This is a genomic window from Ureibacillus xyleni, from assembly GCF_900217795.1.
Taxonomy (GTDB): Bacteria; Bacillota; Bacilli; order Bacillales_A; family Planococcaceae; genus Ureibacillus; species Ureibacillus xyleni.
Window position 1 is genome coordinate 368,785 of record NZ_OBMQ01000001.1, and the last position, 19,740, is coordinate 388,524.

The 19,740-nt window shown below is 35.8% G+C and carries 14 protein-coding genes; 12 read left to right on the forward strand and 2 right to left on the reverse strand.

Annotation, left to right across the window (positions count from 1 at the left end; translation table 11 throughout):
- The first annotated feature begins 30 nt into the window (after positions 1–30).
- From addB to CRO00_RS01715, 12 genes are all read left to right on the forward strand, one after another.
- The gene (gene addB / locus CRO00_RS01660; RefSeq protein ID WP_097071902.1) at positions 31–3,555 is read left to right on the forward strand and encodes a helicase-exonuclease AddAB subunit AddB; all 3,525 of its coding nucleotides are present in this window, start codon (positions 31–33) and stop codon (positions 3,553–3,555) included.
- Positions 3,533–7,267, forward strand: coding sequence for a helicase-exonuclease AddAB subunit AddA (addA, locus tag CRO00_RS01665; RefSeq protein ID WP_097071903.1), 3,735 nt, complete (start codon positions 3,533–3,535; stop codon positions 7,265–7,267). Before addB ends, addA begins: the two co-directional genes overlap by 23 nt.
- Before the next feature lie 70 nt (positions 7,268–7,337).
- Complete coding sequence (locus CRO00_RS01670; RefSeq protein WP_237658295.1) at positions 7,338–8,567, forward strand: DUF418 domain-containing protein; 1,230 nt, start codon at positions 7,338–7,340, stop codon at positions 8,565–8,567.
- 117 nt (positions 8,568–8,684) lie between these two features.
- Positions 8,685–9,587 (forward strand): fumarylacetoacetate hydrolase family protein, encoded by a 903-nt coding sequence (locus tag CRO00_RS01675; protein WP_097071904.1) that lies wholly within the window; start codon positions 8,685–8,687, stop codon positions 9,585–9,587.
- A 115-nt stretch (positions 9,588–9,702) separates the two neighbouring features.
- On the forward strand, positions 9,703–10,068 hold the full coding sequence (locus CRO00_RS01680; protein WP_097071905.1) for a YisL family protein: 366 nt from the start codon (positions 9,703–9,705) through the stop codon (positions 10,066–10,068).
- A gap of 98 nt (positions 10,069–10,166) precedes the next feature.
- Positions 10,167–10,325, forward strand: a complete 159-nt coding sequence (locus tag CRO00_RS01685) for an AC76 family protein (RefSeq protein ID WP_097071906.1) — start codon at positions 10,167–10,169, stop codon at positions 10,323–10,325.
- Between the two features lie 138 nt (positions 10,326–10,463).
- Positions 10,464–11,921: an alpha-amylase family glycosyl hydrolase gene (locus CRO00_RS01690; RefSeq protein ID WP_097071907.1), complete on the forward strand. Its 1,458-nt coding sequence runs from the start codon at positions 10,464–10,466 to the stop codon at positions 11,919–11,921.
- A gap of 254 nt (positions 11,922–12,175) precedes the next feature.
- Positions 12,176–13,219 carry an ABC transporter ATP-binding protein gene (locus tag CRO00_RS01695; protein WP_097072358.1) on the forward strand — a complete coding sequence of 348 codons (1,044 nt, stop codon included), beginning with the start codon at positions 12,176–12,178 and terminating at the stop codon, positions 13,217–13,219.
- Positions 13,216–14,157, forward strand: a complete 942-nt coding sequence (locus CRO00_RS01700; protein WP_097071908.1) for an ATP-binding cassette domain-containing protein — start codon at positions 13,216–13,218, stop codon at positions 14,155–14,157. Before CRO00_RS01695 ends, CRO00_RS01700 begins: the two co-directional genes overlap by 4 nt.
- Before the next feature lie 2 nt (positions 14,158–14,159).
- Positions 14,160–15,122: an oligopeptide ABC transporter permease gene (opp4B, locus tag CRO00_RS01705; RefSeq protein WP_097071909.1), complete on the forward strand. Its 963-nt coding sequence runs from the start codon at positions 14,160–14,162 to the stop codon at positions 15,120–15,122.
- A 15-nt stretch (positions 15,123–15,137) separates the two neighbouring features.
- Positions 15,138–16,037 (forward strand): ABC transporter permease, encoded by a 900-nt coding sequence (locus tag CRO00_RS01710; RefSeq protein ID WP_097071910.1) that lies wholly within the window; start codon positions 15,138–15,140, stop codon positions 16,035–16,037.
- A gap of 48 nt (positions 16,038–16,085) precedes the next feature.
- Entirely contained in the window at positions 16,086–17,894 is a 1,809-nt protein-coding gene (locus CRO00_RS01715; protein ID WP_097071911.1) for an oligopeptide ABC transporter substrate-binding protein, read from the forward strand.
- 40 nt (positions 17,895–17,934) lie between these two features.
- Here the strand turns inward: CRO00_RS01715 and CRO00_RS01720 are convergent, their stop codons facing one another.
- Both CRO00_RS01720 and CRO00_RS01725 read right to left on the reverse strand, forming a co-directional pair.
- Positions 17,935–18,786, reverse strand: a complete 852-nt coding sequence (locus tag CRO00_RS01720; protein WP_097071912.1) for a DegV family protein — start codon at positions 18,784–18,786, stop codon at positions 17,935–17,937.
- An 83-nt stretch (positions 18,787–18,869) separates the two neighbouring features.
- Positions 18,870–19,679, reverse strand: coding sequence for a Cof-type HAD-IIB family hydrolase (locus tag CRO00_RS01725; protein WP_097071913.1), 810 nt, complete (start codon positions 19,677–19,679; stop codon positions 18,870–18,872).
- Positions 19,680–19,740: the final 61 nt, after the last annotated feature.

Here is a 19,740-nt window from a genome sequence, read left to right on the forward strand (position 1 = left end):
AAATACTAACATAAAGTAAGGAGGAGCTATATGTCGTTAAGAGTGATAAGTGGGAGAGCAGGAACAGGTAAAACAACACTCATCCATAAAGAAATCGTAAACGAACTTAAAAAGCAACCACTTGGCCCACCCATCTATTTAATTGTTCCTGACCAAATGTCTTATCAAGCAGAGCATATGTTAACGAATAATTATGGCATCCAAGGAATTATTCGAGCACAAGTAATGACGTTTAAACGTCTTGCATGGTATATCCTACAAGAAACAGGTGGGATTGCGAAAGAACAACTGGATAAAATCGGCTACCGTATGTTAATCCGCCGACTTCTGGCTGAAAATAGAGATCAATTTTCACTATTCCGTCAAGCTGCTGATAAACGTGGATTTACAGAAGAAATTGAACAATTGGTGAAAGAATTTAGCCAGTATAACATCAATAGTGAAGCTTTAAATGAAGCGATTAATAAATTGCAAGAATCAAACGCACCTCAAACATTAATTGCTAAAACGAAAGACTTGCAAATCATTTTATCAAAGTTAGAGGAAAAGCTTGGTGATAAATATGTTGATAGTGACGGCTTTTATCCAATCTTACTCGAACAACTACAAAACTCTCAAAAATTAAAAGAAGCCCACATCTATATTGATGGTTTTACGGCATTTACAGTTCGTGAATTTGAAATTGTTAAGCAATTGCTAGCATTGGCAAAGCGTGTCACCATCGTTCTTCCTTTTGAAAACGATCAAGATAAATATGATGACCAAGCTGTATTTTATCGACCAGCAGTGATGTACGATAAATTATTACAGGAAACAACAAATTTCAAAGTTGAAATGGAGCCACGAGTTCATTTAGATACTTGTTACCGTTACAACAATCATGATTTAGCGCATATTGAACAGCAATTCCACGAACCAGTACCATCTCAAGTGAAAGCTGAAGGATTTGTCGAAATTATTGAGGGAGCCAATCGACGAGCAGAGGTCCACGCAATTGCCCGGGAAATATGTCGACTTGTGCGGGAAGAAGACGTTCGATATAAAGAAATTGGGATTATGTATCGACAAGCAGACCTATATGACCCACTAATCGATACAATTTTTAAACAGTATGACATCCCCGTCTTCACAAATGAAAAGAAACCAATGTTACACCACCCGTTAATCGAGTTTAGTCGTTCTATTTTAGAAATTGTCACATCTAACTGGCAATATGAGCCGATTTTCAGGAGTGTAAAAACAGATTTATATTTCCCGTTAAAAAGCAATTTGAAAGAAATGCGGGAAAAAGCAGATTTGCTAGAAAACTTTGTAATTGCACAAGGAATTTATGGATATCGATGGTTTGAAGACTCAAGATGGTTTTACAAAAAATATCGTGGACTAGAATTTTTCTCAAAACATCAAACAGACGAAGAACTAAAAATGCAGCAAATCATTGATGAAATAAAATCAATAATTAAAGAACCAATTGAAAAATTGCAGCAAGAATTAAAAAATGCACAAACAGGTCGTGATATTGCCTTTGCATTGTTCAATTGTATTGAAGAACTACAAATATACGAGAAGTTACAAATGTTAAAAGATACTGAACTTGAAGAAAACGAATTGCATGGAGCGAGTGAGCATGACCAGGCCTGGAATCGCTGGATAAATGTGCTGGATCAATTCGTTTTAATGTTTGGTGATCAAAAACTAACGATTGAAGAAGCTGCGCAAATTTTAGATGAAGGATATGATACGCTTCAGTTTTCCAAAATTCCACCATCTGTTGATGAAGTAACTGTGGCTACTGTTGAATATTCAAGATTTGATAATAAGTCTGTAGTTTTTGTTATTGGTGTGAATGACGGTGTGTATCCTATGCGCATCGATTATGAAGGTCTAATTACCGATGCAGATCGAGGTTGGTTTGCTGAGATTGATACAGAACTTTCCCCAACTTCAAAACATCGATTGCTCCAAGAAGCTTTCTTAATTTATCGCGCGTTTTCATCGCCTACAAACAGACTTTATGTAACCTATTCCAGTGCAGATGAAGAAAGTAAAGCTTTACTTCCATCTTTATATATAAACCGTCTGCATAAATTGTTTGAAGTCGATGGTGTCAAAACGTTACCACATAAAAAAGTGTTAATTGACCCAATTGAAGAGCTAAGTAAAAATAACAATCTTTCATATTTACAACACCCAAGAACATCTTTAGCTTTCTTAATGATGCAATTAAGACAGGCTCAATATTCGAATGAACTTTCATCTGAATGGGTGGCATTAAAATCATTTTATGAACAACATCCATATTGGAAGCAAGTATTAGAAGTTGTCATGCGCCCATTACAAAAGAAAAATGTTGCTGAAAAACTAACACCAAACATAACGGAAGAGCTGTATGGAACTGAGTTAACTTCAAGTGTTTCACGAGTCGAGAAATTCTATCGATGTCCGTTCTCCCACTTTACAACATATGGGTTAAGACTAGAGGAGCGCGCTGTTTATCGGTTAGAGAATTTTGCAATCGGGGACCTTTTCCATGAAGCATTAAAATGGATTACGTTAGAAACTGAGCGCTTAAACATCCATTGGAATCGTTTAACTCGTACTCAATGTACTCATCTAGCACGACAAGCTGTAGAGCATATTGTTCCTGTATTTTCTCATCAAATCCTTTTAAGTAGTGCTCGTTATCGTTACATTCAACGAAAATTAATTCGCATTGTGGAAAGAACGATGATGGCCTTGTCCCAACATGCAAAATCATCCTTCTTTAAGCCAATAGCAATTGAAGCTGCATTTGGACCAAATGAACAACTACCTCCATTGGAAATTAATTTAAAAGGCGGTCGCAAAATGAACATCCGTGGACGTATTGACCGTATTGATGGGGCAAAAATTGGAGATAAATCTTATTTACGTGTAATAGATTATAAATCTTCTAGTCGTGACTTAGATTTGAATGAAGTATATCACGGGATTTCATTACAACTGTTAACCTATTTAGATGTTGCAGTTGAAAACGCAAACTTCTGGCTTGATGGGGAAGTGGACCCAGCTGGTGTTTTATATGTTCATGTTCATAATCCTTTACTAAAAGGTGAAAAAGAATTGGACGAAATCGCGTTAGAAGTAGAGCGAATGGAAAAATATAAAATGAAGGGTTTGCTAACTGAAAACCCAGACTCGCTTATTGCAATGGATGATAATTTAGAGTCTGGTGGTTCATCAAAAATTATCCCAGTTCAAATTAAAACAGATGGGGCTGTTTCAATTGCTAAGTCCCGAGTTGTGGCACCCCATGCAATGAACGAAATTAAACAATATGTTCGAACAAAACATAAAATTGCTGGTGAAGGCATTATGAGCGGAGAGGTAGGCATCCATCCATATCGACTTAAAGGCAGAACAGCTTGTGACTTCTGTAGTTTTAAATCGGTTTGTCAATTCGACCCTACTGACCAAGAGCAAGTTTATCATCAACTTCAAGCAGATAGCAGGGATGCTGTTGTATCAAAAATAAGAGAGGAGTTGAAAAAAGATGGGTCTATCGATTCCGAATAAAGGACCAGATGTGACATGGACAGATGAACAGTGGAAAGCAATTTGGGCAACTGGTCAAGATACACTTGTTTCAGCAGCTGCAGGATCAGGTAAAACCGCAGTATTAATTAATCGAATGATTGAGAAAGTCATTGCAAAGGAAAACCCAATCGATGTAGATGAGCTACTAGTCGTAACTTTTACAAATGCTTCAGCAGCGGAAATGCGCCATCGTATGGCAGAAGCATTGGAGAAAGAGATTGCAAAAGACCCACGAAATCAACATTTACGCCGTCAGTTAAGTCTAGTCAATAAAGCACAAATTTCAACTCTTCATTCATTTTGCTTATCAATTGTTCGGCAGTATGCTTATTTAATTGATATTGATCCAGGGTTCAAAATTGCAAATGAAGGGGAGTCAGCATTACTTCGCGATGATATTTTAGCTGAAGTACTGGAAGAAGCCTATGATAGCGAGGATGATGCAAGAGTTAATGCGGTTTATCGTTTAGTTGATAGCTTTACATCTGACCGTGATGATCAAGCAATTGAAACGTTAATCGAAAAACTATATGACACATCTCGTGTTCATCCAGTTCCGACAAAATGGTTACGCTCATTACCGAAGCAATATGACTTACCAGAACAAATTACAATCGACGAACTTGATTTTATTGGACCTTTAAAAAATTCAATTAAATTTAGTTTAGAAGAAGCATTTGCGCAAATAGAAGATTTTCGTCAATATACTTTAAGACCAGATGGACCCTATACTTATGGCGAAACAGCCGAGTTAGACTTTGCTGTCATCAATGAAGCAGTTAGACGAATCAATCATGGTACATGGCAAGATTTATATGATTTCTTCTCTACTTTAAAATGGTCCACTTTATCAAGAAAAAAGTGTGATTGTGATCCAGACTTGAAAGAGAAAGCAAAGAAAAAACGCCAACAAGCAAAAGATATAGTAGATGGAATAAAAAAAGCCTTTTTCTTAAGAAAACCAGAGCGATTGTTACAAGAAATTCGTTTAATGGCACCGATTATTCAAACATTAGTTGAATTAACTGAAACGTTTAGTGAGAAATTTACAGCGGCCAAATTGCAAAGGGGAATTGTGGATTTTTCTGACTTGGAACATTATGCATTAGAAATTTTAGCTGTGAAAGAAGATGGAGTTTTAAAACCTTCTCCTGTTGCAATAGATTTCAGAAACCGGTTTAAGGAAGTGCTCGTCGACGAATACCAAGATACGAACATGCTTCAAGAAACGATTTTGCAACTTGTGAAAAGTGGTAGTGAAGTCGATGGAAATTTATTTATGGTGGGCGATGTGAAACAATCGATTTATCGATTCCGTCTTGCAGAACCGATGCTATTTTTAAATAAATATAACTTGTTTGAAGATGAGCCAGTTGCAAGTGGGTTGAAAATTGATTTGAACGCCAACTTCCGAAGTCGAAAAGAAGTTCTACACGGTACAAATTTTATCTTTGAACAAATCATGGGTGAAACGGTTGGAGAAATTAAATACGATGAAAAAGCTGGTCTTAAGCCTGCAGCACCATATGATGAGATGGAAACGCCCGTTGAGTTATCGATTTTATACGAAGAACAAGATGATCCTCAAGAAGATAAACCAGATAGTGGTGATTCTACTGAGGATGCTGCATTAGACGTTCTAATTGAAGAAGAGATGAAAAAATCTCAACAAGAAGCTCGTTATATTATTAAACGTATTCGTGAAATGATGGATAATGGAACGACCGTATTTGATACAAAACAAAAAAACCCATCAAAGCGAGTTCGACCACTAGAATATCGGGATATTGTGATTCTAATGCGTTCTATGACTTGGTCTGGAGATTTAGTTGAAGAATTTAAAGCAGCAGGCATACCACTTTATGCAGAGACTTCAAAGGGATATTTTGAAGCACTTGAAGTAATGGTCATGTTAAATGTCTTGAAAATCGTCGACAATCCATACCAAGATATCCCTTTAGCTTCTGTACTTAGAGCGCCATTTATCGGTTGTACGGAAAATGAACTAGCGGCTATTCGATTAGTAAACAGAAAAGTTCCTTTCTATGAAGCAGTGAAACTATTTGTTGAAGAAGAAAAAAGCGGACTTCAATCCAACACAGCAGAAAAACTACAAGTGTTTTTACACCAATTGGAAAATTGGAGAGACATGGCACGGAGAGGTTCGCTGGCGGATTTAATTTGGAAGATTTATATGGATACCAACTATTATGAGATGGTTGGTGCTATGGGTAATGGGAAACAACGCCAAGCCAATTTACGTACTCTACATGACCGCGCATTAATGTATGAAAAAACTTCCTTCCGTGGACTATTCCGATTTTTACGTTTCATTGATCGAATGCGTTCACGAGGGGATGATTTAGGAGTAGCAAAATCTATCGGTGAAAAAGATGACGTCGTTCGTTTAGTAACCATCCATTCATCGAAAGGATTAGAATACCCAGTTGTTTTCGTGGCGGGATTAGGCAGAAGTTTTAACCAGAAAGAATACAGCGATCCGTATTTGTTTGACCAACAGTTTGGTCTGGCCGTAAAAGCCATTGATCCTGACGATCGAATTATGTATACTTCACTACCTTTCTTAGCGATGAAAGAGAAAAAGACTTTGGAAATGAAAGCAGAAGAAATGCGTATTTTGTATGTAGCAATGACCCGAGCAAAAGAACGACTTATTTTGGTAGGTTCTGTAAAGGATTGGGACAAAACACGTTCATCTTGGAGCGAATCTCAATTGTTGCCCCTAGATGCAATGATTCCAGATTATATACGTGCTAGAGCAAAAAATTATCTTGATTGGATTGGACCTGCCATTGCAAGACATGCTTGTTTTGAAATTTTTAGTGACGATTCTTATACACCTATCACACACCCATCACAATGGCACATAAATCCGATTAGTAATCGTAATTTTACAATCGCCAATACCAAGGAACAAAGTGAAACTCAAAGCCTATATACAGAGGAATTGGATGCGTCGATTTTAAATGAACTAACAGACCGTTTTAATGCTACGTATCCATATAAAGAATCGATAACAAAAAAATCAAAAACAAGTGTTTCAGAAATTAAGCGAATTGAAAATCTACAACGCGAGGAAGAACCAGAATCCAATACACTATTAAATAAAGGAAAGAGTGCATATAAACGACCTTTGTTTGTACAGGAAAAAGCATTATCGCCTACTGAAATTGGTACTGTTGTTCATACTGTCATGCAGCATATTCCAAAAGAAGGTTTCCGTCAACTGGATGAGGTTACAATCTATTTGCAATCTTTAGTTGAAAAGAAATTACTAACTGAAGACGAAGTGAATACTGTTGATGAAGAAAAGATTATCCAATTTTTCTCAACAAGTATCGGGCAACGATTTAGTCAAGCCAAGCAACTTTATCGAGAAATTCCTTTTACATTAAGTATTGTAGATCAAGCAGGAGACTCGCAAATTGTGCAAGGGATTATCGATTGCTTGTTTGAAGATGAAGATGGAAAATGGGTTCTACTCGATTACAAAACAGACAAAATATTGCCGTCATTTAGAGAAGCTGATGCACTTAAAATTGAAATGGAAAAGCGTTATAGTGTTCAATTGCGTATTTATAGCCAAGCAGTTGAATCGGTATTAAATCTTAAAGTTAACGAAAAAATATTGTATTTATACAATGCGCAAAAGGAAATTCGTTTGGATTAATTTAAAACAGTCTATTAATGTTTCAATTAATAGGCTGTTTTTCTCTAAAGACAAACTAAAATAGTGTAGAATGACAGTAGAAATGTTTGAAATACAAGATGGAGAAGAAAAGGGAGTACAGACTGTGAATTTTCAACCTACGAACTTAGATGAGAGAATCCATTCTCTTGATATTTTGCGCGGATTTAGTTTACTAGGAATTTTACTAGTTAACATGTTTGCTTTCTCTTTACCGATGCCGCATATATTAGATTTAAACTATTGGTTTACAGAAGCAAAGGATATTATTTGGCAACAAAATCTCGATATTTATGTACAAAGTAGTTTTTATCCGTTGTTCTCAATGCTCTTTGGATATGGTCTTGCGATGCAATATACGAAATCCCAAGAATCAGGGGCTAATTTCTATAAATTCGCACCGAAAAGGCTAGGTGTACTTTTCATTTTAGGTTTACTTCATGCCTTTTTAATATGGTGGGGAGATATTTTAGCAACCTATGCAGTTTGTGGTTTGTTTCTATTATTATTTATTCGATTTTCGAGTGGTTGGTTATTAACATTCGGATTAGTCATTAATAGTTTTATGCATTTATTTATTTTAGCTATATACTTCTTAGCTGGAATTGCCAATACAGAAGTGGAAGAACCTGCAATTGATATAGAAATGCTGAATAGTGCAATTTCTGCATATGGAGTTGGCGGTTGGACAGATGCATTTACCCAAAGACTCAGTGATTTATCCATTCAATTGAGTTTGGATATGTGGATTATGTCATTGATGACTATCTTACCTTATTTGTTAATTGGTGCAGCTTTTGCAAAGTGGCGCTTATTCGAGCGGGCGAAAGAACTGAAAAAAATGTGGATTGTGCTGGCCATTATTTTTGTTGCTGCGGGGCTATTTATTAAAAGTGCACCATATATATTTACTCGTACTTATTTATTAGATTATTTAAAAGTGTATATAGGGGGTCCCCTTCTTTCAATTGGCTACATTTCGTTAATCGTTAGTATTTGTTTAATACCATTTGCAGCTAAAATTCTTAAACCAATTGCTAAAGCTGGTCGAATGTCATTAACGTTATATATTATGCAATCGATTATTTGTACGGTTCTTTTCTATAATTTTGGCTTTAGTTTATATGGGCAAGTAGATGTGCAAATGGGTACGATTATGGCAATTGGTATTTATCTAGTACAAATTATCTTTGCAGAAATTTGGTTTACCAAATTTAGGCAAGGTCCACTAGAGATGGCAGTAAAGCGCATAACTTACAGAAAAATATTGCTGGAAAAGTAAGAAATTTCGGAATATTTCATGTATGATGGTATAAAATGATTTATTCATTTTTTGGAGTTTAATCAACATGAGCATAATTACAAATTTAACGAAGGAAATATAGAAGGAGCCTTTATTATGAAGATTTTATCTTTTAAGTTTAATGGAGAAGTAAAATTCGGTCCAAAAGTTAAAAAAGAAGAAGCAGTGTGGGATGTAGTTGCTATTCAAGAAGAGCTAAATGTTCTTCCTTCTTTCCCAGCAAATATTATTGATGGGATTACACTAGGTTTTGATTTTGTAGAAAAGATTCGTAAATTAGTAGAAGCAGCTAAAAATTCAGAAAAGGTTGAGTCTTTCAAACGATCATTTTCTGAAATTGAGTGGCTTTCTCCAATCCCTAGAACTCCGAAAAACATTTTATGTATCGGCAAAAACTACGATGAACATGCAAAAGAAATGGGCGCAACTGCAGCACCAACTGATTTAGTAGTATTTACAAAATCCCCTACTTCGATTGCTGCAGATGGACAAGTACTACCAATCCATGAATCTAAAACTGATTCACTAGATTACGAAGGTGAATTAGCAGTAGTAATTGGAAAAGTGGGCAAAAACATCGCGAAAAATCAAGCACTAGATTATATCTTTGGTTACACAATTGCAAATGACATTACTGCACGTGACTTACAAGATCGTCATAAACAGTATTTCATCGGCAAAAGTTTAGAGGCAACTTGTCCTTTAGGTCCATATGTTGTAACGAAAGATGAAATTCCTAATCCTCAAAATTTAACAATCGTTACTAAGGTGAATGGTGCAATTCGTCAAAATGGTTCAACAAAGGACATGGTATTTTCAGTTGAAGAGTTAGTGTCCATCCTTTCTCAATATGTCACATTAGAACCAGGCGACGTTATTTTAACAGGAACGCCTGCTGGGGTAGGAAAAGGTATGACTCCACCAGTATTCTTAAAAGCAGGAGATGAAGTGAAAATCTCAATTGAAGGAATTGGCACTTTATCGAATAAATTTGAATAAAATCTAGTAAACTTTTAATAATTTTATTAAGGTTTTAGATAGACTATTATATTTGAATCCCCACTCAGTACTATGGTAGGATAATGCTGTAAAAGAAAATTAAGGTGGGGACAAAATGGATTTTTTAACAAGTTCTACGCACCTACACATCACAACATGGGTAGTTGCACTTGTACTATTCTTCGTGGGCGCTTTAGTATCAAAATCTAAAGGCATTCACATGGCGTTACGTCTATTTTACATTTTAATTATTATCACTGGTGGCGCCTTATTTATTGAAGCTATGGATTATGGTATGGGAATGGATTACGGAATAAAATTTTTACTAGGGATTCTAGTAATTGGTATGATGGAAATGGTATTAATTCGCCAAAAGAAAAATCAACCAACAACAGTATTTTGGATCTTATTTGCTATTTTCCTATTCGCGGTACTATTCTACGGATTTAAATTACCAATGGGCTTGAATTTCTTAGCATAATGTAAAAATCGCTAGGTACAATACGTACTTTGCGATTTTTCTTTTTTTGTTTATAATGTATGGATTAAGATGGTTTTCTCTTAGAAAGGACGAAAAACATGTTACCAATCATCATGCTTATATTTATTTTTCTATTAATTGTTCTATTTATTGTTCTTGCGTTTGTTCAAAAAAGTGAGGATCCAGATACAGTTGACGGGATATTATCTCAAGAACAAGTGAAAAAGATTCAAAAAAAATTAAAACAGGAAAAGTAATGAAATCCCATTATTTTCATGTTGTCACTAGTTTGTCTTATTTGCATTAGCAAATTATTATTTTCTTTGGAAATGATAACTGAGTTTCTTTTTTTTTTGGTAAAATGTCGATGGTATGGTTAGAAGGAGAGGGATAATTTGAAATTTAAAAAATGGATTTGTGCAACTGCTGCCTCGATTTTGTTAGCTACAACATTAAATACAACTTCCATTGCGAAGGCTGAGGGTACAAAATCGATTGCAGATGAAAGTATATATGACGTTTTAGTAGATCGTTATTTTAATGGTACTGGAGAAAACGATTACAATGTAGATCCACATGACCCATCGAAATTCGCAGGTGGGGATTTTAAAGGAATAGAGCAACAATTCTCTCTCATTTCACAAATGGGCTTTTCGATACTATCGTTAGGTTCTGTTTTTGCTACTGAAACTTACAACGGTACGATGGTCACTAGCTACTCTAAGATAGAGCCACAATTTGGGACAAGTGAAGACTTTACGTCATTAATCAAACTAATGAATGAAAAGAAAATAAAAGCTATGGTTGACTTCCCGTTAACAAATGTTAGCGCCAATCATGAATGGGCTACTGACCCTTCAAAAACAGATTGGGTTGTTGGTAAATCAGATGGTAAAGTTCGATGGGATTTAGGAAATGTAGATGTTCAAAATGCTTTAATTGAAAGTGTGGTCAATTTTATATCTACATATAATATTGAAGGCGTTCGATTAACAAATCTTGAAATTGCAGATACAACATTTCTTAATAAAATGATTGAAGCCATCAAAGAAGTGAATAATGACATTTACGTTATTTCGAACGAAGAAAGTGATGCAAACTTTGATGCAACTTTTTATGATGAAACGAATGAAACTTTCCGAAATGTTTATAAAAATGTCGATCAAGACTCTTCAAATCAATTAAAGCATGTTGAGCCTTTTGCAAAAGGGGAAGGGTTACCAACACAATTAATGATCGACAATTTAAATACGGATCGTTTCGTTATGGATGTTGAAGCATTTCCACCAACGAGACTTAAACTTTCACTTGCTTCTACATTATTATTGCCAGGTGTGCCTGTTATGCAATATGGGTCAGAAATTGCAATGAATGGTGCAGCAGGTCCAGAGTCTCATCAGCTCTATAATTTTAAAACAGATGATGAATTAGTAAATTACATTACGAATATCCAAACGTTACGAAATAAATCGGAAACGTTACGTCGTGGTGAGTTTAAATTAATTAAAAATGAAAATGGCTTTTTAGCATTCGAGCGTTATTCGGATGACGAAAGATGGATTGTTGTAATTAATAATACTGGGAAAACAACAAGATTTGACATATCAGCTGACGAAATTGGCGAGGATAAAGAACTTCGTGGTATGTTGGAAAGTGATGTAATTCGTCCAAATGATGATGGCATTTATCCTATCGTATTAGATCGTGAAGTTGTTGAAGTATTCCAGGTTATTGATAAAGTTGGGATAAATAAAATGTACTTAGTTTTATTAGCATTTGTTTATATTTTATTTATTTCGTTTATTGTTGCGATGATGAAACGAAGCAAACGAAAAAGAGCTTTAGAAAAATAAGATGAACCGGTAAAATCATTCAATTGGTTTTACCGGTTTTTTTTATTTGCCATATTGGTTATGTGCGGTTTTCCAATATTTATGTGCGGTTTTGGAGGGTTTATGTGCGGTTTTTTGAATTTTATGTGCGGTTTTCCATCATTTATGTGCGATTTTATAAACTAAACCTTTTCACACTCATAAAAGTGGACAAGAGAAAATATAACTTAATAAAAGATTCGTCGTTTTCATACAACATAGCTTTACTTCATATGATGAATGATTCGAATTTCAAAATTGGAAGGAGAATTCATTTGCAACGCACCGACGAGATATTAAAAATTAAAGATTTACATACAGCATTTCGAATAAATGATCGCTATTACGATGCGGTGGATGGCGTTTCGCTAACATTAAAAAGAAATGAAATCCTCGCAATTGTTGGAGAATCGGGTTGTGGAAAGAGTACTTTGGCTACATCAATCATTGGATTATATGACCAAAGTAAAACTCGAGTACAAGGGGAAATTTTATATAAAACACAAAATCTTGTTTCCTTAAATGAAGACCATTTAAATGAAATTCGTGGTAGTGAAATAGGAATGATTTTTCAAGATCCTCTTTCTTCATTAAATCCACTAATGCGTGTGGGAGATCAGATTGAGGAAGGGTTAATTTATCATACAAAATTATCCTCAGAAGAACGAAAAAAGAGAGTACTCGAATTATTGCAGCAAGTGGGCATACAAAACCCAGAACGAGTTGCGAGGCAGTTTCCCCATCAATTGTCGGGAGGTATGAGACAGCGAGTCATCATTGCAATTGCGATTTCGTGTAAACCGAAAATATTAATTGCAGATGAGCCAACTACAGCACTTGATGTTACAATCCAAGCTCAAATTTTAGATTTACTTTTAGCCCTACAACAAGAAACTGGAGCAGGGATTATTTTGATAACACACGATTTGGGGGTAGTAGCTGAAGTGGCGGATCGGGTAGTGGTTATGTATGCAGGTGAAATCATTGAAGAAGCGCCGGTAAGAGAAATATTTCTACATCCGAAACATCCTTATACCCGTTCATTATTTCATTCTATCCCACAAATGTATTCATCCTCGGACCGACTAAATGTGATTCAAGGAATGGTTCCATCACTTACCAATTTGCCGAGAAATGGTTGTCGTTTTGCATCTCGCATACCTTGGATTCGAAAAGAAGCTCATGAAAAAAATCCTCACCTCCATGAAGTGGCACCAAATCATTTTGTTCGATGCACTTGCTGGAAAGAGTTTCACTTTAATAGAGGAGGAAATACATGAGCTTTATGGTGATTCAAGATTTAAAAGTCCATTATCCTGTGCGCGGTGGGATTTTTAATCAAGTGGTTGATTATGTTTATGCAGTGGATGGCGTTTCAATGGAATTTGAAAGTGGTAAAGCTTATGGTCTTGTGGGGGAATCGGGATGCGGGAAATCAACAACGGGAAAGGCGATTGTTGGCTTAGAAAAAATTACTTCTGGAAGAGTGATTTATGAAGGAATCAATGTAACGAATAAAAGAAATAATCGAAAATCAACCTTCAACCGAGAAGTACAAATGATTTTCCAAGATGCGCATTCAAGTTTAAATCCTCGAAAAAGGGTACGAGATATCATTGCAGAGCCAATTCACAATTTTTTAAAACTGTCACCAAAGGAAGAAGAGCGAAAAATATGCGAATTGCTTGAAATTGTTGGAATGCCAGAAGACGTTAAATATAAATATCCCCATGAGTTTTCAGGGGGACAAAAACAGCGATTAGGGATTGCAAGGGCCATTGCGACAAATCCAAAATTAATTATTGCTGATGAACCAGTTTCAGCACTGGACATATCTGTACAGGCCCAAATATTGAATTTCATGAAAGATATCCAAAACGAATTTGGGTTAAGTTATCTTTTTATTTCTCATGATTTAGGGGTTGTAAAACATATGTGCGACTACATATCGATTATGTATAAAGGTCGATTTGTTGAAACAGGGACAAAATTTGATATTTATAATAATCCACAACATATTTATACTAAACGACTACTTTCTGCCATTCCACAAGTTACACCAATCGGACGAGAAAGACGGAAACGCGAACGTATTAAAGTAGAAAACGATTATCGGGAACAATATAAAAATTACTTTGATGAAAAAGAAAGGGTTTTAGATTTAATACCCATCACCAGTACACATAATGTGGCTGCTTTACCTAAGGGGGTGATTTGACAATGTGGAAAATAATTGTTCGCCGTTTTATTCTCATGATTCCACAATTATTTGTCTTAAGTCTCCTTGTTTTTTTCTTGGCTAAATTTATGCCGGGTGATCCTTTTACAGGCTTAATCACCCCCCAAACTGACCCAGCCCGGCTTGAGGAGTTATCTGAAAAAGCTGGCTTAAATGATCCGTGGCCAGTTCAATATGTTCGTTGGATTGGCAACGCATTGCAAGGGGAGTTTGGCATCAGCTATACCTTTAAAAGGGATGTGGCTGAATTAATCGGTGAAAGGGCATTAAACACATTTTGGCTTTCCTTACTAAGTGTCATTTTACTTTATACCATTGCAATTCCTTTAGGCATTTTAGCGGGACGGTATCATAATTCTCGATTGGATAAAACGATTATTCTTTATAGTTTTATTACATATGCCATCCCGACGTTTGTGCTATCGCTATTGTTTCTATATCTATTTGGTTACAAACTAGAATGGTTTCCTACAAGCGGGAGTGTGGATATTGAGTACAGTTCTGGTACCATCCAATACTATTGGAGTAAGTTGCATCATATTCTTTTACCTACTATTACGTATGCCATTCTTGGAACAACAGGAATCATTCAATTTTTACGTTCTGAAATTATTGATGCCAAAGCAATGGATTATGTTCGCACCGCAAGAAGTAAAGGCATTCCTATAAAGAAAGTTTACACAAAGCATATTTTTCGAAATAGTTTATTACCGATAGCGGCATTCTTAGGTTTTACCATAACTGGATTATTAGGTGGGTCTATTTTTATCGAGACGATTTTTGGATATCCTGGGATGGGGCAATTATTTATTTCGTCCATAGCTTCGAGGGATTATAGTGTAATCACTGCTCTTGTAATGTTATATGGTTTTTTAACACTTTTAGGAAGTTTGTTATCAGACATTATTATGAGCATTGTGGACCCGCGCATTCGAATCGAATAGTTAGGGGGTTAGTAGGTGGTGGCTAAACGGAAGCGCAAAAAATATAAAAACTCTCCACCAACCGGGTTACAAGTTATTTTTCGGGAGTTTTTAAAAGATCGAGTTGCTTTCTTTTCTTTTGTTTCACTTGTTGTAGTGATAATTGGTGTTTTTTTATGGTCCTATCTTTTTATTGACCAAGAAGCGTTAATGCGGATTAATTTGCAAGATCGTTATTCAGAACCGGGAGAAAAGTTTTTATTTGGAGCTGACCAAGGTGGGAAAGATATACTTGGGCAAATTATTGTCGGTGCTAAAAATTCTATTTTTATTGCCATCTCCATCACCATAATAACTGGAGTTTTTGGGGTTATTGTTGGGTTAATTTGCGGATACTTTGGAGGATGGATCGATAATTTGTTTATGCGATTGATTGATTTTTTCATTACGATTCCATCATTAATGTTAATTATTGTTTTTGTTACCGTGGTTCCAAAGTATACTGTCGCGTCTTTTATTTTTATTATGAGTATGTTTTTATGGACAGGTACTGCGCGGCTTGTTCGATCAAAAACTTTAACGGAAAGTAGACGAGATTATGTGCTTGCATCAAAAACGCTCGGAACAAATGATTTCGTCATCATGTTCAAAGGCATTTTACCTAATTTAAGTTCCATTATTATAGTGGAATTGACATTAAACTTTGCCGGAAATGTCGGCATTGAAACAGGACTTTCCTATTTAGGATTTGGACTTCCAATGTCTACCCCGTCACTTGGAACCCTTGTTAGTTATGCTAATAATCCACTCGTATTGCAACAATATTGGTGGGTGTGGCTGCCGGCATCTCTATTCATTTTGTTCATGATGTTGGCAATCAACTATGTTGGTCAAGCTTTGCGCAGATCAGCAGATGCTAAACAACGATTAGGATAGTCCTTGGCACCATTAATTTTGCCAGTATATACACTAGGGAGGGATATTATGAAAATAACTCGATGGATAATACTAGCACCCATAATATTAACCTTGCTAATTTTAGCAGCCTTTAGCCGTGTTGATGAAACGTTAATAATCAAGACAGAGGATGAAATGATAGAAACTGCTGCTCCAAGTTCACATTCACCATTTGAAATGTCGGTAACAAATAAAGGGAAGCCAATTGATGGAGGAGTATTAAAAGTTGCCATGGTGAAAGATGAGCCGTTTCAAGGAATCTTTTCTTGGGAGCTTTATGAAGATGGTTATGATGCGGATTTAATGTCATGGGCATCGAATTCACTTTTTGAAGTGGATGAAAACTTCATGATTACTAATGAAGGAATAGCATCAATGTATGTAGATCAAAAGAATAACAAAGTAACTGTCACAATACGAGAAGGTGTGAAGTGGTCTGATGGGAAACCGTTAAAAATTGAAGACGTCATCTTGCCATACCATATCATTGCACACAAGGACTATCCTGGTGTGCGGTACAATACAGAATTCCAAAATATTATTGGGGTAAAAGAATATCATGAAGGAAAAGCAGATACAATCAAAGGCATTAGAAAAGTTGATGATAGGACAATTGAAATAAGCTTTAAGCAACTATCCCCATCTATTTTCTATGGTGGTGACGGTTTATGGACATATGCGGCACCAAGTCATCAAATTGGTCATATTCCAGTTGAAGAGTTAGTGCAATCGGATGCTGTTCGTAAAAATCCTGTCACTCTAGGAGCTTTTAAAATTGATAAAATTGTCCCTGGGGAATCTGTTCAATATGTGAAGAATGAGCACTACTGGAAAGGTGAGCCTAAGCTTGATGGAGTATTAGTAAAAGTTGTTCCATCTAGTTCGGTTTCTGTAGCAATCGGCACAGGGGATTTTGATATTATCCAACATTTCAATGCAACGAAAATGCCGGAAATCGAAAACTATGACAATATCACGATTTTAGGCCGGCCCGAACTTTTTTATTCTTACCTTGGATTTAAAGTAGGGAAGTACGATTATACAAAAAATACCGTTGTAACCGATTTAGAAGGCTCAAAAATGGGGGATGTGAACTTACGGAAAGCGATGGCTTATGCGTTAGATATCGAACAAGTTTCTGAAGTGCTCTATAATAATTTGCGAGTGCGGGCAAATTCTTTGATTCCACCAGTTTTTGAATCGTTCCATGATGATTCTTTAAAAGGATATGTATATGACCCGGAAAAAGCACAGAAACTTCTCGATAAAGCTGGTTATATAGATGTGGATGGAGACGGTTTCCGCGAAAATCCAAAGGGCAAAAAATTAGAAATAAAATTAGCCTCCATGGCAGGTGATTCCACTCAGGAAGAAATCACAGCTTACTACTTACAAAACTGGAAAGATGTTGGGTTAAATGTAACGTTAACAACAGGGCGTTTAATAGAGTTTAATTCTTTTTACGATATGGTAAAAGCAGATCATCCTGAAATTGATGTTTTCATGGGGGCATGGGGGACAGGAACTAACCCTTCGCCAGCGGGATTGTATGGAGCAGCTGATCAATATAATTTTAGCCGTTACACTTCCGAATTATTAGAAACGACAATTCAAAATATTGATTCACCACAAGCATTTGATAAATACTATCGTGCAAAACAATTTAAGAATTTCCAAAAACATATTGAAGAAGTAGCAACAACTGTTCCAATGCAATTCCGTTACGAAATTTATCCGATAAACAAGCGTGTAAAAAACTATAGTATAGATTTAAAAAATCCAACAGAACTTCATGAAATTGAACTGATTGCGAAAGAACCATTTGCATCCAAGTAATGTAAAAGAGTTGCTCCTTTTACCGGAACAACTCTTTTATTTAATAGTCTTTATCTGTAAAGAAAATGGCAATGGTCCCTGGTCCAACATGGGCACCAATTACGGCACCAATCAGCGTCATTTCAAATGATTTTGGCTGTAGTTTATCTTGAATTAAAGCTTTCACTTCATTGGCGAATGTTAAATCGTCACCGTGACTTATACCGACCACTTTATTTGAAAAATCACCGCCGCGCTCATGCATAATCTCGATTATTCGGTTAATGGCTTTTTTACGACCTCGAATTTTTTCAAGAGGAATTAATTTACCATCTTCAACGTGTAAAATAGGTTTAATGCTCAATAAGCCACCAATAAAGGCACTTGATTTTGAAAGTCGTCCACCTGCAGCTAAATAATCTAAATTTTCAACAGTAAATAGGTGGGTCATATGCTGAGTAAAGTGATTGATTTTTTCGATAAGGTCCGTATACGTAACTCCCTCATCCCGTAATTTTACTGCCTCTTTTACTACTAAGCCGCATCCTAATGAAGCACATTTTGAATCGATAATTTTAAGCTTGAATTCTGGATATTGCTCTCGAACTTGGGCAGCAATCATTACTGCTGTGTTGTATGTACCAGATAAGTTTGATGAAAAGGCAATATATAATCCTTCTTCTTTGCTTTGTGCTAGTTCCTCGAATTTTTGTAAAAATAACTCTGGTGAGACTTGAGAAGTTTTTGGAACAGCCCCTTGACGCATTGCATCATAAACTGTTTTCGGTTCAATTTCTACGATATCATTATAATCTGTATCATTAATGTCTACTCTTAATGGAAAAAGTTCAACATTGTTTTGTTCAAAAAATTCCTTTGGCAAATCACTGCCACTATCTGCAAATATTTTCATATATTCAGTACCTCCTTTAGACATGAATGAGCACCTTTACTTATTGTCATTCTATGGTGAGGGCTTTGGGAAAAGTTCCTTGGCTATAACTTTAATCTATCAATTAAAAAGTTAGCAATACCGTCCTCGTTATTACTTGAAGTAGTGATCTCATTAGCAATACTTTTCAGTTGAGATATACCATTCGACATTGCTACTCCAATTCCTGCATAATCTATCATTTCTAAATCATTATCTTCATCGCCAAAAGCTATGATTCTGTCTCTTGGAATGTTCATTTCCTTTGCAATCAGTGAAATGCCAACTGCTTTACTTAACCCTTTGCGCACAATTTCAATAATATGAAAAGGTGCTCCCCAACGACGATGTTCGATTAATTCAGCATGAACATCCTCTAAATGATTACGAATAATTTGAACCTTATCTTCCTCGGCATGTATAAGTAAACTTGTTGGGTCTTCGTTTAAACTGCCTCTTAAATTTCCGATTGTCACACGAGGATCGCCCATTTTAAACATATCCATCATGGGGCTATTTTCTAAATGAATAAACACATCGTCCATCACTTCGGCAATTAAGTTTTCGTATTGATATTTATCCACTGAATCAACAACATCGTGAACTACTTTTAAATCAACTGGAGTATGAACTGTTTGCCAGGATTTATTTTTAGGATGATGTACAAGCGCACCATTAAAGTTAACAATTGGCGTTGTTAACATTAATTCGTTATAATACAACTGACTTGCACGAAATGGACGGCCAGTCGCAATCATAACTTGATGTCCTGCTTCCTTTGCTTTAAAGAGTGTCATTTTCGTTTTTTCTGAGATTTTTTGATGATCTGTTAAAAGCGTACCATCTAAATCTAACACAATTAAATGTTGCTTCATGAAGGAATTCTCCTTTCTATCTTAATGATTTTATCCTAAATGGATAAATTTAGTCAAAAAA